The sequence below is a fragment of the Methylomagnum ishizawai genome, from assembly GCF_019670005.1.
In the GTDB taxonomy this organism is placed as follows: domain Bacteria; phylum Pseudomonadota; class Gammaproteobacteria; order Methylococcales; family Methylococcaceae; genus Methylomagnum; species Methylomagnum ishizawai.
On the sequence record NZ_AP019783.1, the window covers coordinates 741,781 to 755,337 of the forward strand.

Genomic DNA, 13,557 nt, shown 5'->3' on the forward strand with positions numbered 1-13,557 from the left:
ATGAAAGGTGGAGTTGCATCCGCTGGGAATGCCAATGTGTCGCGACAGGAAACTCTCTATTCCATTTGGCGGCATGCCCCCTTATACTACAAGCACTAGCGGCCATCCAGCCCCGACTCGCTTGGGGCTGCACCCACTTCTCAGGACATTAGATAGGGGAAAGACGTGAAAATGAGCAATACGACGACGGGTTTATTGGCGGCGGCGCTGCTGCTGTCCAGTCCCTTGGCTTCGGCGGAGTCCAAATATCCGGCGGCGGATTTCGAGCCGCAGGTCATCACCCGCGATGCCGATCTGATCTCCAAGCACGACCAAGCCGCCAAGGAGCGCGAAGCCGCCGAACAGGCGAAGCAGGCGAAGCGCAGCCAAGCCGTCGCGTCGTCGGCGGTGTCCAAGTCGTCGGAAGCCGAAGCCGATTCCACCCCAGCCAGTTCCGCCGAGCCCGCGGTGACCACCGAAGGTGGCTCTTCGATGGATAATTTCCCCGTCGCCCTGGTCGTTTTCGCCTTGGCGGGCTTGGTATTCTGGAGTACCAAACGGCCCAAGGGGCAGGAAGTCCGTTATAGCGCCGCTCCCGTCGCGCCCGCGGGTACCGTGGGCGGCGAAACCGGGGTTGCCAAGTACCTGAAGGAACTCGAAGCTTCCGCCCGCAAAGCGGCCGGCACCGGGGTTGCCCGCTATCTCAAGAATCTCGAAGCCAATGCCGCTCCCAAAACTCCCGAAACCGGCGTGGCCAAGTATATCAAAAGCAATAGGCTCTAAAACCACGGTGCCGAGCAATACCCGGATAGCAGGGTTGTTGGCAGGTTCCGGGGGTTTCGACTCGAATCGGAATCATTGATGCGATAACCAATATCGCGCTTAATCAAAGTTATATCGGAGTACATATCATGGCGGAGCTAAGCGGAGTAGCTAAGTATATTAAAAACCTGGAGTCGTCTGAAAAGAAAGTCGTCGAGACCGGGGTAGCCAAGTATATTAGGGACCTGGAGGCTTCCGCGAAAAAGTCGGCCGAGACGGGAGTTGCTAGGTATATCAAGAATCTTAATAAAGCTGGGTGAAAATTGCTTGCGAGCCTAGGCATCGAAGCGATGTGCCAACAGCTTAATTAAGGCGATGGCCTACGCGCTACACAGTTAGGAGTTGACATTTGCCTGAGATAGGGCGATGCATTTCTAAGCATAAAACCTGTAACCAACCATAACCAATCGGAGCATACACCATGGCAAGACCGTTAATTCAATTGGCACTCGATTCTTTGGATGTTGCCCAGACTCTGAAGCTCGCCAGCCTCGCGGCCCCTTATGTCGACATTTTCGAAATCGGCACCCCGTGCATCAAGCACAACGGTGTGAGCTTGGTCAAGGAATTGCGCAAGCTCTACCCCAACAAGCTGATCCTGGTCGATCTCAAGACCATGGATGCCGGTGAATACGAAGCCACCCCGTTCTATGCCGCAGGCGCTGACATTTGCACCGTGCTGGGTGTTTCCGGTTTGGCGACCATCGCCGGCGTGATCAAGGCTGCCAATGCCCATGGCGCCGAAGTGCAGGTCGATCTGATCAATGTTCCCGACAAGGCCGCGTGCGCTAGGGAATCCGCCAAGCTGGGCGCCCACATCATCGGTGTCCACACCGGTCTCGACGCCCAGGCCGCCGGTCAAACCCCGTTCGCCGACCTGCAAGCCGTGGCCAAACTGGGCCTGCCGATGCGTATTTCCGTGGCCGGCGGCATCAAGCAGTCCACCGTGCAGCAAGTCGCCCAGGCCGGCGCGAACATCGTGGTCGTCGGTGCCGCCATCTACGGTGCGCCGTCCCCCGCCGATGCCGCCCGTGAAATCTGCGAACTGGCCAGCGCCGCCTAAGGAACCCATATGCATCAGCAGCTCATCATAGACAAGATTACGAGCATCCTTTCGGCTACCGATGCTAGCTATGAAGAAAAACTAACCGGCATACTCGATAAGGCATCGCGCATATTCATCGCGGGTGCCGGTCGGTCGGCCTTGGTTGCAAGGTTCTTTGCAATGAGGTTGATGCATGGCGGTTATGACGTCTATGTCGTCGGTGAGATCGTGACGCCGAGCATCCGTGCGGGGGATTTGTTGATCGTTATCTCCGGCTCCGGGGAAACCGAGACCATGATCGCCTACACGAAGCGGGCCAAGCAATTGGGTGCCGAGATCGTCCTGATTTCGGCCAAGAGCAGCTCGACCATCGCCGACATGGCGGGTGCGGTGTTCCAAATCGGCAGCCCCGAGCAATACGGCAAGGTGGTCGGTATGCCCATGGGCACTGTGTTCGAGCTATCCACGCTGATGCTCCTGGAAGCCACCATTTCGCACATCATCCACGAAAAGGGGATTCCGGAAGAGGAAATGCGGACCCGGCACGCCAATTTGGAATAATCCCCCGAGGGGTGTTCCAGGAAATCGACAGGGCAGGATTCATTCCTGCCCTTTTTTTATGCCTTGGGGATTGCGCGGGCCGGGGCGCATACGGGTTGGCCCCGGTATCCCTTCAGCCGTCGATCAGCAAATGCCCCGGCAGGGCGATTTCCATCGCGACCGGCAAATGGTCCGAGCAGGCGAAATTCAGCGCCCGCACCTTTTCCACCTTCAGTTCGGGCGTGACCAGGATATGGTCCAGCATCCGGTGCGGACGCCAACTCGGAAAGGTGTTGATCTGGCAGGCGGGATCGCACAGCCGGGTGGTCTGGAACAGGAGGTTCAATTCCGGGGAATCGGGTTCGCAATTGAAGTCCCCCATCAGCACCACATAGGGCAGGTCGTGGATCAATTCGCCGACGAAGGCCAGTTGCCGCAGCCGGGTCCGTTGCGCCAGGGCCAGGTGCAGCACGCAGATATACAGGGCGTCCTCGCCCGATTGGCCGAACCGCGCCAACAACGCACCCCGCCCCGGCAATCCCGGCAGCTTGTAATCATGGACGGTATCCGGCTTCAGGCGGCTCAGCAGGCCGTTGCTATGCAGGGCGATGTTGCCGAAACGGCGGTTGACCTGGTTATGCCAATAGGGGAAGCCCGCGTGTTCGGCCAGGTATTCGGCCTGCACGATGTTGTGGCTGCGGGTGCCGCCGCCATCCACTTCCTGTAGGCCCACCAGGTCGAAGGGCTTGAGGAACTGGGCGATGCGGTTGAGGTTGGGCAGGCGTTTCCGCGAGGGCAGGATGTGCCGCCAGCCTCCGGTGAGGTAGTCGCGATAGCTCGAAGTGTTGATGCCGGTCTGGATGTTGAAGCTCGCCAGATTCAGGCGGCGCGGGCGGTCGGACACGGGTTTCATGGGCTGGGGTCTGCGTGGGTTGCGCGTTCCCCGGACGCGGATCCGCCGCCTGGGAGCGGCGGGTCCTGTGGGGTCCATACCCTGGGGGCGGTGGCCTAATGGGCCGCTTTCAGGGCCGGTGCCTCGGGAATCGGCGGGGCGCCATGGGCTTCGGCCACCGGGGGCTTGGCCTCGGTTTCCTTCTTGATGAGCGCGTTGGTGATTTCGATCATGCGGGCGAAGCTTTTGGCCTTGGCGGGGCCGACCAGATATTTGCCGTTCACCACGATGCTGGGCGTGCCGGTGACGCCGTAGCGGGCGGCCATGCCCTCGGCCTGGCGCAGCTTGGAATCCACCGCGAAGGACTTGAAGGCCGCTTTGAAGTCGTCCTCCTTCACGCCGTGGGCGACGAAGAACTTGCCCAGGTCCTTCTCCGATTCCAGGGTCTGGTGCTTGTTCTGGATGGCGTCGAAGAAGTCGGCATGGACCTTCTCCACCACGCCCAGCGCCTCGGCAGTGAAGAACGCCTTGGCATGGTTGCGCCAATGCTCGTTGAACACCGCCGGTTGGCGGATGAACACCACGTTCTGCGGTTTGCTCCTGACCCAGTTGTTCAGGTCGGGTTCGAAGTGATAGCAATGCGGGCAGCCATACCAGAAGAATTCCATCACCTCGACCTTGCTGGGATCGGAAGTGGGTTGGGCCGGGTTGATCGTGTCGTAGTCGGTGCCGGCTTTGAATTCCTCGGCGAAAACCGGCGCGGATAGCAACAGCCAGCCCGCCATGAACCCGAACAGCAGTTTCATCGTGATACCTCGTCAAAAATACAGGGAGCGTTATGGGAAGCGTGGGTTATTGGAGGCTGGAGATGTAGTCCGCCACCGCCTTGATTTCCGCGTCGTTCATCCGGGCCGCCAGGGCGCGCATCATGCCGTTCATGTCGTTGCCGCGTTCCCCGGCCTTGAAGTCCCGCAGGGTCTTTTCGACATAGGCGGCGTACTGCCCGTTGAGCTGGGGGAACACCGCGCCCGGATTGCCGTTGCCGCCGAAGCCGTGGCAGCCGGTGCAGGCCGGGACGCCGGTCTTGAGGTTGCCGGTGCGGTAGATGGTTTCGCCGAGGGCGTTGGCCTCCGCCTTCTCGATGGTGATCTTCTGCTGGCTGTAATAGGCCGCGAGATCGTCGATATCCTGGCCGGTGAGGGGTTCGGCCAAGGCGCCCATGGTCGGGTCGCCGCGCTTCTGGGATTTGAAATCGTGGAGCTGCTTGGCGATGTAATCGGCGTGCTGGCCCGCGATCTTGGGGAAGATCGGGGCGCTGCTATTGCCGTCCTCGCCATGGCAGCCGGCGCAGACCATGGCCTTCTCCTTGCCGGCGGCGGGATTGCCTTGGGCATGGGCGAGGGCGACGCCGCCCGCCAGTAACAGACCCATCCAAAACCTTAGTTTTCCCATTCCCGATACCTCGCTGATAGCCGGATGTTATTGATATGAATGTAAACGGGCCGTCCGGGGCGGTGGCTTGGGGCATGGTCCCGGTGGCGGCGTGGCGCTGAAAAACCCAATGGGCGTGGTCCGCTTCAAACCCGCAATCAAATACGGGTAAACTACAAAAGTCAATTATTTCCCCGAACAGCCTATCGTGAAATCCATTTATCATTCCGCCAGTTTCCTGGCGAGCGCCTCGAAGCTGGGCAACGCCCCTCCCGACCAGGGCCTGGAGGTCGCGTTCGCGGGCCGTTCCAACGCCGGGAAGTCCAGCGCCATCAACCTCATCACCCAACAGAAATCCCTCGCCAGGGTCAGCAAGACGCCGGGCCGGACCCAGTTGCTCAATTTCTTCCAACTCGACGCGGACCGGCGCCTGGTCGATCTGCCGGGCTACGGCTACGCCGAGGTGCCCGAGGCCATGCGGAAAACATGGGGGGCGATGATAGAGAACTATCTGAGCCAGCGCCAAGCCCTGCGCGGGGTTTTTTTGGTGATGGATATCCGCCGTCCCTTGACCGATTTCGATTGGCGCATGATCGAATGGTGCGCCCATTACCGCCTGTCCCTGCATATCGCCCTGACCAAGGCCGACAAGCTCAGCCGGGGCGCGGCCTTCGATACCCTGCACAAGGTCAGGCGGGAATTGGCCGGATGGCAAGGCCCGGACATCGGCTTGCAATTGTTTTCCGCGCTCAAGCGGGTTGGCGTGGAGGAGGCCCATGCCGTGCTGGACCGCTGGTTCGAATGCGGGCCGGGCGAGGATGCGGCCACCCGGCCCTGAGTACCGCCGGGCAAAAAAAACTCCGAAGCAAAAAGGGGAAAATGCTTCGGAGTCTTGGAGTTCCCGGTTGGGGGGAACCGGGATTGAGAAAAACTACCCAAGGAGAGGAGGTGAGTAGTTCGCGTCGTTCCTGAATGGCCCTATGACCCCCTATCGCAAGGGAAAGTTCCAGCCCGATCCGGCTGCCGCGATACCCCCGCCCCTACCCGGAACTTATCCCCGTCCCGCCGTCTCGAATGAGGCGCGGCGCATCCCTTGGAACCGCCGGACACCGGTCCCTCATAATGCCGGAATCCTTTCCCAACCCATCGCCTAGGCACGCCAACATGAATATCCAAAAACTCGTCAGTTTCAATTTTCACTTCGCCGTTTGGTTATCCATCTTGGGCGGTATCGCCGCCTTGAACCATCCCGATTTCATCGTGCCCGACGACGACGGCATGTACGGCCCCTTGCGCAATAATTTCCTGATCGTCATCGGCTACCTGGTATTCAGCGAATTGGGGCTGTGGTATTTCCGCTATTTGAAGGGCAGCCGTATCGAGGCCTTGATCATGGCCTATACCTTCTTCGCCACGGCGGTGGGGGCCAAGTTTTATGGCATGGTCAATAACCTGCCGGTATCGGATGCCTTCGTGATGACCATGGCCTATCTGGCCGTCTCGCATGGGTTTTATTATGCCGCCGGTCTCATGGAAGCCGAGACGCGGGCGGCCCAGGCCAAGCATCCTGGGCCGGACGTTTGAGGCTCATAGTTCCACCTGGAGGTTATCGATCAAGCGCGCCTTCCCCAGCCATGCGGCGGTCAGGACGACCCACCGGGTTTCCTCCGGTCCAGGCCGGGCCAGATCGCCCTGGCGGCGGATGGCGAAATAATCGGGCACGAAGCCCTGGTTCCGCAGGGCTTCCGCCCGCTCCCGCTCGATCCTGGTGTAATCGCGGGCACCGCCGCGCAATTCCGCCGCCGCCGCGCGCAGTTGGGCATAGATCGAAGCCGCCCGCGCCTTTTCCTCCGCCGACAGATAGCCATTGCGCGAACTCAGCGCCAAGCCATTTTCCTCCCGCACCGTGGGCACGCCCTGGATACGCACCGGCACATCCAAATCCGCCACCATGCGGCGGATCACCGCCAATTGCTGGTAATCCTTCTCGCCGAACAAGGCCACATCGGGCCGCACCTGGTTCAACAGCTTGAGGACCACGGTGGCGACGCCCCGGAAATGGCCGGGCCGGAATTGGCCGCACAAGTCATCGGACAAACCCGGCACTTCCACGAAAGTCATCCGGGCCGGGTCGGTGGGGTAAATCTCGGCCACGGGCGGCAGGAATAAGAGGTCGGTGCCGACGGCGGCGAGCTGGGCGCTGTCGGCTGCCGGGGTGCGGGGATAGGCCGCGAAATCCTCGCCGGGGCCGAATTGGCTGGGATTGACGAAGATGCTGACGACCACCCGGTCGGCCAGTCGCTTGGCTTCCTCGACCAGATGGAGATGGCCCGCGTGCAGGTTGCCCATGGTCGGCACGAAGGCCACCGATAGGCTTTGCCCGCGCCAGAGGCGGACGCTGTGGCGGAGTTCGGGGATGGATGGGGCGGTCTTCATGGGGATTGGCTCTGGGGTGGATGGGTTCCGCCGGTCCGCGGGTTCCCAAACGGGGCTTGGGAACGGGCGGGCGATCACCGGGCTTTAGGTGGCGAATTCGGACGGCGACGCCTTCAAGGCCCGGTCCCGCGCCCAGTTGCGGATGTGGTCCACCTGTTCCTTCATGGTTTTCGACAAGGGGACGATATTGCCGGTGGCGTACATCAGGTCGTCCTCGTTGAGTTCGCGTTCTTCCAGCCGGGCCGTGGTCAGGGCCGCCACCACGCATTGTTCGACCTCGGCCCCGGTCCAGCCCTTGGTGAAGCGCTTGAGCCGTTCCAGGTTGAAGCCGCTGGCGTCGATGCCGCGCCGTTCCAGATGGATGCGGAAGATATCGACCCGCTCGTCGTCCAGCGGCAAATCCACGAAGAACACCTCGTCGAAGCGGCCCTTGCGGATCATCTCGGCGGGCAGCAGGTCGATGCGGTTGGCGGTGGCGGCGACGAACAGTCCCTTGGTTTTTTCCTGCATCCAGGTCAGGAAGAAGGCGAAGATGCGGCCTTGTTCGCCCGCCGATTCGGTGGAGGTGATGCCCATCTCGATCTCGTCGAACCAGACCACGGCGGGCGAAATCCCTTCCAGCATCCGGCAGGCGCGGGCGAAGGCGCTTTCCGGCGAGCCGTGGCGGCCCGAGAAGATTTCGCCCATGTCGATGCGGTACAGCGGCAACTCGAAGCAATTGGCGATGGCCTTGACCGAGAGGCTTTTGCCGCAACCGGAAATCCCCATCACCAGGATGCCCTTGGGCACGATGTCCGCGCCGAGTTTTTCGCGCTGCTGGAATAGGCGGCGGCGCTCGATCAGCCATTGCTTCATGATTTCCAAGCCGCCGATATGGCCGATGTTGTCGCCTTCGGAGATGAACTGGATCATGCCGCTGCGGTTCACCAACTGGCGCTTTTCCTGGTAGAGCGCGGGCAGGGAGTCGCGGCCCAGGTGCTTGCTGCCGGCGAGGGCACGGCGCAGGGCGTGGCGGGCTTCGTCCAGGGTCAGCCCTTGCAGGGCGCGGAGGATGAGGGTTTGGGTGGCCTCGTCGCCATCGATGGTGTAGCCGGCGGCCTGGAGGAGGGCGGTTTCGCTTTGGAGGAAGGTTTCCAACTCGGGCAGGTCCGGCACGCCCAATTCGAGGTAGGCGAAGTCGCGGTCGAGTTCCGGCGGCAGGAATTGTACGGGCGAGGTGATGAACACGAATTTGCCCTGGTCGAAGCAGCCCGTGTACAGGTCGCGCAGGCGGCGGCGGATGTCGGCGGACTCCTGCATCGGCTCGTGGAAATCCTTGAGGTGGAACAAGGCCGGGCCTGGGTGTTCGGCGATGAAATCCAGGGCGGCGCGGGCGGTGGCGGCTTCGGCGCGGCTGCCGTCGGCCTGTTTCATGCCTTCGGTGAGGCTCCAGGTCCATAGCGGCACGGGGGCGGCGAAGAAGCTTTTGGCGGCTTCGGCCAGGAGTTTGGCGATGCGCTGTTCCTCGGAGGTTTTGACGTAGGCCAGCGGACGGCCCGAATCGACGATGTCGCGCAGGGCTTGGAGCGATTTGCTGAGGGTGGTCATGGGTGTTTGGGGTCGGTTGGGGGGTGGAAGGGGGCCGGGACCGGCCTTGCGGGGTGCCGCGGGGGATTCTTGTGGGCGGCGGGGGGGCTGTCAAGTTGGACGGGAGGCGGTGGTGCGGGCCGCCATGCGGGGCGCCCCGGTGTTTTGTTACCCTGTCTTGTCCGGTGGGTACGCCGAATGCGGTGCCATCGCCGGAAGCAGCCGGTCTTTATCATCGCCGCCCTTGGGGTTCCGGGGGCGGTGGCTTTGGGCGAGGATTTATCGAGTATGGCCGAAGTTTCCCGGCAATATCCCTATGGCAATAGGCGCGGCAATATCCCGGACCGGCAGGTCCATCCAGGGCGGGCGCTGCGGTATTACGACCTGATCGGTATGGGTTTCGTCGCGGTGGTGTTGATCTCGACCATAGCCGCGCAAAAACTCATCGCGCTCGGTCCGTTGGTGATGCCGGGCGGGATCGTGTTATTCCCGGTTTCTTATATTTTTTCCGACATATTGTCCGAGTGTTATGGGTTTTCCCATTCCCGCCGTATCGTGTGGATGGGATTCGCCGCCAATTTCGTGATGGCCCTGGTATTCACCCTGGTCGTGGCCCTGCCACCGGCCCCGGCCTGGCCCTATCAAACCCAGTTCGCGACCGTGCTGGGTTTCGTGCCGCGCATCGTGGTCGCTTCCTTGCTGGCTTATTTGGCGGGCGAGTTCGCCAATTCCTACGTCCTGGTGCGGATGAAGGTGTTCACCCAGGGTCGGCACCTGTGGATGCGGACCATCGGCTCGACCCTGGTGGGCGAAGGAATCGATAGCCTTATTTTCATGCTGATCGCTTTCGTCGGCACGATGCCCTGGCCGGTGATGTGGACCGCGACGGCTTCGGTGTATCTGGTCAAGGTGGCCTACGAGATCGTGATCACCCCGCTGACCTATGTCATCGTCCGTCAGCTGAAACAGGCCGAGGGCGTCGATCATTATGACCACGATACCGATTTCAATCCGTTTAGGTTTAAGTAGCGGGCTGGGCGTATCGCTGGCCATGCGCGAGGCCGGGGACGCCGGATGGGACCCGGCCTACGCGCCGGGTTCGACATACTCGAAGCCGACCCAATAACCATCCCCGCCCGCCCGCGCTTGGCACCAACTGGCTTGGGTGGTGTAGACCAGCGCCTCGGCGGCACCGGGCATGAGGACGGCCAATTCATAGCGCCGGCCCAGGGTCAAGGGTTGGGAGACCCGCAGCCGCAAGCCCCCCGCCGACAGATCGACGCATTGCCCCTGGGCCTCCACGGTCGCGCCGTCCGCCCGCACGACAGCGCTGCCCAGCACCCGGACCCGCTGGCGACGGCGGTTCTCGGTCGCGGGTTGCGCGAGTTGGTCGGCGAAGTCGCCGATCTCGTCCCAGTGGACCAGGAGGTCCGAAAGTAGCGCCCTAAGCTCCGCGCCCAAGCCGCCGTCTTCCACCTGGCCCGCGAGCCGTTCCAGATCGAGGATCAAGCTTTGCAGCCCGTCGAAATGGCGCTCGAACCGCCGGGCGAGTTCGATATCAATAGGCATGGCGATCCGAGCCTCCGAGGGTTTCCAGGAGTTGTTCGAGGACCGCGAGTTGGCGCTGGGCTTCCGCCAACAAGCCATGGCGGCGCGGCGCGTCGGCGCTGTCGGCGAGGTCCAGGAGGAAAAGCGGGAGGGTTTCCGATCTGAGCGCGATCAGATGTTCGAGCGAACGGGCGAGTTCTGGTTGGGTCATCATGGTGCTTCCCAAGGCGGGTGGAGGGGAACGGGGGACCGGACAATCCGGGAACTATGTCTGAAGGGGCGCTTCCCCCATGCAGGGGGTGATTTGGCCGTCCACGCGCTGGATGTGGTTCACCAGCCAGGCGGTCAGTTCGTTGTACATGCGCCGGGCGAAATCTTCGCAGCCACCGCGCTCGGCATATTCCTTCCTGAAGGCCACGAAGGTACGGATGAAATCCGCGTGCGCCGATTGGTTGATGGCGGCCGCCGGGCAGCGGTGGCGCTCCATGCACAGTTCTTCCCGGTGGAAATGCCATTCCGTGTAATGCTGCAATAGATTCAGGATATTGCGGATTTTCGCGGGGGAATGCCCCGCTTCGATCAATTCCGCCAGGTCGTTGATGATGTCCACCAAATATTTATGCTGGATATCGATGGCCTTGTTGCCGGTGGCCAGGGAATCCGACCACATGATTTTCAACGATCCATTCATGGTGAGGCTCCTGTTGCCGTTGCGCGAGCGGTTGCCGAAAAAACAAGCATAGAAGGGCGTGGGCGTAGGTCAAATATTCCATAAAAAATTTATGGTTGGATCGCCGGCGGTCAGCGTCCGGCTTGAACCCATGGAGTCCGGTCCGGCATGGCGCGATGACAGCGATTCCCCCAGCCGCTATAGTCCGCCCCATCCTTTTCCACAAACCGTAGGCACGACCATGACGGCATTGTTCACGCTTTTCCAACTCGGCCCGCTCACCCTCAAGAACCGCATCATCATGGCCCCGCTCACCCGCTCGCGCAGCCAGCAGCCGGGCAATATCCCCACCCGGATGAACGCGCTCTACTACGCGCAACGGGCCGGGGCGGGCCTCATCATCTCCGAGGCCACCCAAATCTCCCAGCAAGGCCAGGGCTATGCCTGGACCCCCGGCATCCACACCCCGGAACAAGTGGCGGGTTGGCAACTCGTCACCGCCGCGGTGCATGAGGCGGGCGGCTTGATCTTCGCCCAACTGTGGCATGTGGGGCGGGTCTCGCATCCGGCGCTGCAACCGGACGGGCAACTGCCGGTCGCTCCCTCGGCCATCGCGCCCGGCGGCCTGGCTTTCATCGCCGACGAAAGCGGTGCGCCGCAACTGGTGCCCTTCGTCCCGCCCCGCGCCCTCGCCATCGAGGAAATGCCCTACCTCGTCCAGCAATACGTGCATGGAGCCAAGAACGCCCAGGCCGCCGGGTTCGATGGCGTGGAGGTGCATGCCGCCAATGGCTACCTGCTCGACCAATTCCTTAATTCCAGCACCAACCAGCGTGAAGACGCCTACGGTGGTCCGGTGGAAAACCGCGCCCGGCTGCTGCTGGAAGTGGTGGAAGCGGTGTGCGGCGTGTGGGGCGCGGGGCGGGTGGGCGTGCGGCTGTCGCCCTTGGGCACTTTCAACGACATGGGCGACGCCGACCCGGAAGCCCTGTTCGGCCATGTCGCGGAGCGGCTGAACGCCTTCGAACTGGCCTATCTGCATGTGGTCGAGCCGGTCATCGCCGGCAACGCCACCACCGAAACACCCGATCCACGCGCCGGGGCGGTGCTGAAGCGCATCCGCGAGAACTACCGGGGCACCTTGATCGTCTGCGGCGGCTACGACGCGGCCAAGGCCGGGGCCGCGCTGGGTGGGGGCCGGGCCGATTTGATCGCCTTTGGCCGCGCCTTCCTCGCCAACCCGGATTTGCCGGAACGCCTGCGCGTGGGGGCCGCGCTCAACCTTCCCGATCCCAACACCTTTTATGGCGGCGGACCCCAGGGTTATCTGGATTATCCGACCCTGGCCCAGCAGCGCGGCGAGCAGCCCATGCCCGATTGCGGCGGGTTCGAGCCGGCATGAAGATCGCGCTGATCGCCGCCATGGGCGCGAACCGGGTCATCGGGGTGGACAACCGGATGCCCTGGCATTTGTCCGCCGACCTCAAGCGCTTCCGGCAAATCACGATGGGCAAGCCCATCCTCATGGGCCGCAAGACCCACGAATCGATAGGCCGCCCCTTGCCGGGGCGCACCAATCTCGTGCTGACCGCCAATCCGGCCTATGCGGCGGCGGGTTGCGTGGTGGTGCATAGCTTGGAAGAGGCGGCGCGGGCGGCGGAAGGCGAGGCGGCGGAAGAACTGATGGTGATCGGCGGGGCCGCGCTGTACCGGGAATGCCTGCCCAGGGCCGACCGGCTCCATCTCACTTTGATCCATCGGGCCTTCGCGGGCGATACCTTCTTCCCGGAATTCGAGCCCGGCCAATGGCGGGAAACGGCGCGGGAGGATATTGAACGCGACCCCGACAGCGGCCTGGGCTATAGTTTCGTGACGCTGGAACGGGCGGATTGATAACCGCCGGATCGGTTCCAGGCTGGACGGATTTTCCTATCATCGGGCCACCCGCCACCACCATCGCACGAGGATACCCATGGCCGATTTCCCCGAAGACATCTACACCGAACCTTCCGACATCGATGTCGACACCCTGGGCAATCTCGGCCCGCTGGCCGCGTTGGCGGGCATCTGGCAGGGCGCGGACGGGATCGATATCCGGCCCAAACCGGAAGGCGGCAAGCAACAGGCGTTCGTCGAGCGCATGGAGCTTCAACCCATCGATCCGCAGACCAACGGCCCGCAGTTGCTGTACGGCCTGCGCTACCACACCCATATCGTCAAGCCGGGGCAGGTGAAGACCTATCACGACCAGGTCGGTTATTGGCTGTGGGAACCCGCCACCGGCACGCTGATCCAGACCTTGACCATTCCCCGCGGCTTGGTCGCGCTGGCGGTGGGTCGGGCCGGGGCTGACGCCAAAAGCTTCGAGCTGGTCGCGACCGAGGGGGCGGAAGCCTATGGCATCCTGGGGACGCCGTTCCTGAACCATGGGTTCAAGACCGCCGAATTCCGCATCAAGGTGGATGTCCACGACGACGGTACGTGGTCTTACGACGAGGATACCGTGCTGCTCATCCGGGGCCGGGCCGAGCCTTTCCACCACCGCGACAGCAACACCTTGGTCAAGATCGGGGAGCCGACCCCGAATCCCTTGGCCCGCCGTTAGGGCGTTTTCGGTTTGGGTTTACG

17 protein-coding genes are annotated in these 13,557 nt (G+C 62.4%); 9 read left to right on the forward strand and 8 right to left on the reverse strand.

Features of this window, described 5'->3' with window-relative positions; translation table 11 throughout:
- The first annotated feature begins 171 nt into the window (after window positions 1-171).
- The 3 genes from K5658_RS03280 to hxlB all read left to right on the forward strand — a co-directional run bounded on the left by K5658_RS03280 (window position 172) and on the right by hxlB (window position 2,407).
- Window positions 172-762, forward strand: a complete 591-nt coding sequence (locus K5658_RS03280) for a hypothetical protein (RefSeq protein WP_221065565.1) — start codon at window positions 172-174, stop codon at window positions 760-762.
- 460 nt (window positions 763-1,222) lie between these two features.
- Window positions 1,223-1,864 (forward strand): 3-hexulose-6-phosphate synthase, encoded by a 642-nt coding sequence (gene hxlA / locus K5658_RS03285; protein WP_221065566.1) that lies wholly within the window; start codon window positions 1,223-1,225, stop codon window positions 1,862-1,864.
- A gap of 9 nt (window positions 1,865-1,873) precedes the next feature.
- Complete coding sequence (gene hxlB, locus K5658_RS03290) at window positions 1,874-2,407, forward strand: 6-phospho-3-hexuloisomerase (protein WP_221065567.1); 534 nt, start codon at window positions 1,874-1,876, stop codon at window positions 2,405-2,407.
- Between the two features lie 112 nt (window positions 2,408-2,519).
- Here the strand turns inward: hxlB and K5658_RS03295 are convergent, their stop codons facing one another.
- The 3 genes from K5658_RS03295 to K5658_RS03305 form a co-directional block, all read right to left on the reverse strand.
- Window positions 2,520-3,299 (reverse strand): endonuclease/exonuclease/phosphatase family protein, encoded by a 780-nt coding sequence (locus tag K5658_RS03295; RefSeq protein ID WP_221065568.1) that lies wholly within the window; start codon window positions 3,297-3,299, stop codon window positions 2,520-2,522.
- 95 nt (window positions 3,300-3,394) lie between these two features.
- The gene (locus K5658_RS03300; RefSeq protein WP_246628552.1) at window positions 3,395-4,084 is read right to left on the reverse strand and encodes a thiol:disulfide interchange protein DsbA/DsbL; all 690 of its coding nucleotides are present in this window, start codon (window positions 4,082-4,084) and stop codon (window positions 3,395-3,397) included.
- 46 nt (window positions 4,085-4,130) lie between these two features.
- The gene (locus tag K5658_RS03305; RefSeq protein ID WP_246628553.1) at window positions 4,131-4,709 is read right to left on the reverse strand and encodes a c-type cytochrome; all 579 of its coding nucleotides are present in this window, start codon (window positions 4,707-4,709) and stop codon (window positions 4,131-4,133) included.
- A gap of 208 nt (window positions 4,710-4,917) precedes the next feature.
- On the opposite strand from K5658_RS03305, the gene yihA reads away from it, so the two are divergent.
- On the forward strand, window positions 4,918-5,547 hold the full coding sequence (yihA, locus tag K5658_RS03310) for a ribosome biogenesis GTP-binding protein YihA/YsxC (RefSeq protein WP_221065570.1): 630 nt from the start codon (window positions 4,918-4,920) through the stop codon (window positions 5,545-5,547).
- 326 nt (window positions 5,548-5,873) lie between these two features.
- On the forward strand, window positions 5,874-6,293 hold the full coding sequence (locus tag K5658_RS03315) for a hypothetical protein (RefSeq protein WP_221065571.1): 420 nt from the start codon (window positions 5,874-5,876) through the stop codon (window positions 6,291-6,293).
- A gap of 3 nt (window positions 6,294-6,296) precedes the next feature.
- Here the strand turns inward: K5658_RS03315 and panC are convergent, their stop codons facing one another.
- Window positions 6,297-7,145 carry a pantoate--beta-alanine ligase gene (gene panC / locus K5658_RS03320; protein WP_221065572.1) on the reverse strand — a complete coding sequence of 283 codons (849 nt, stop codon included), beginning with the start codon at window positions 7,143-7,145 and terminating at the stop codon, window positions 6,297-6,299.
- Window positions 7,146-7,229: 84 nt separating this feature from the next.
- Window positions 7,230-8,732 carry an AAA family ATPase gene (locus K5658_RS03325; RefSeq protein ID WP_246628554.1) on the reverse strand — a complete coding sequence of 501 codons (1,503 nt, stop codon included), beginning with the start codon at window positions 8,730-8,732 and terminating at the stop codon, window positions 7,230-7,232.
- 267 nt (window positions 8,733-8,999) lie between these two features.
- Between K5658_RS03325 and K5658_RS03330 the strand changes: the two genes are divergently transcribed.
- Window positions 9,000-9,740, forward strand: coding sequence for a queuosine precursor transporter (locus K5658_RS03330; RefSeq protein WP_221065573.1), 741 nt, complete (start codon window positions 9,000-9,002; stop codon window positions 9,738-9,740).
- Between the two features lie 57 nt (window positions 9,741-9,797).
- On the opposite strand, the gene K5658_RS03335 is transcribed toward K5658_RS03330, so the two are convergent.
- Genes K5658_RS03335 through K5658_RS03345 form a run of 3 tightly spaced genes read right to left on the reverse strand, consistent with a single transcriptional unit; the run spans window position 9,798 to window position 10,950 of the window.
- Window positions 9,798-10,280, reverse strand: a complete 483-nt coding sequence (locus K5658_RS03335) for a PilZ domain-containing protein (RefSeq protein WP_221065574.1) — start codon at window positions 10,278-10,280, stop codon at window positions 9,798-9,800.
- Window positions 10,270-10,473, reverse strand: coding sequence for a hypothetical protein (locus K5658_RS03340; protein WP_221065575.1), 204 nt, complete (start codon window positions 10,471-10,473; stop codon window positions 10,270-10,272). The genes K5658_RS03335 and K5658_RS03340 overlap by 11 nt, the downstream gene beginning before the upstream one ends.
- A 51-nt stretch (window positions 10,474-10,524) precedes the next feature.
- Window positions 10,525-10,950, reverse strand: coding sequence for a bacteriohemerythrin (locus tag K5658_RS03345; RefSeq protein ID WP_221065576.1), 426 nt, complete (start codon window positions 10,948-10,950; stop codon window positions 10,525-10,527).
- Window positions 10,951-11,170: 220 nt separating this feature from the next.
- On the opposite strand from K5658_RS03345, the gene K5658_RS03350 reads away from it, so the two are divergent.
- The 3 genes from K5658_RS03350 (at window position 11,171) to K5658_RS03360 (ending at window position 13,534) form a co-directional block, all read left to right on the forward strand.
- Complete coding sequence (locus K5658_RS03350; RefSeq protein ID WP_221065577.1) at window positions 11,171-12,331, forward strand: alkene reductase; 1,161 nt, start codon at window positions 11,171-11,173, stop codon at window positions 12,329-12,331.
- Window positions 12,328-12,822: a dihydrofolate reductase gene (locus K5658_RS03355; protein ID WP_221065578.1), complete on the forward strand. Its 495-nt coding sequence runs from the start codon at window positions 12,328-12,330 to the stop codon at window positions 12,820-12,822. The genes K5658_RS03350 and K5658_RS03355 overlap by 4 nt, the downstream gene beginning before the upstream one ends.
- Before the next feature lie 79 nt (window positions 12,823-12,901).
- Entirely contained in the window at window positions 12,902-13,534 is a 633-nt protein-coding gene (locus tag K5658_RS03360; protein WP_221065579.1) for an FABP family protein, read from the forward strand.
- Window positions 13,535-13,557 lie beyond the last annotated feature (23 nt).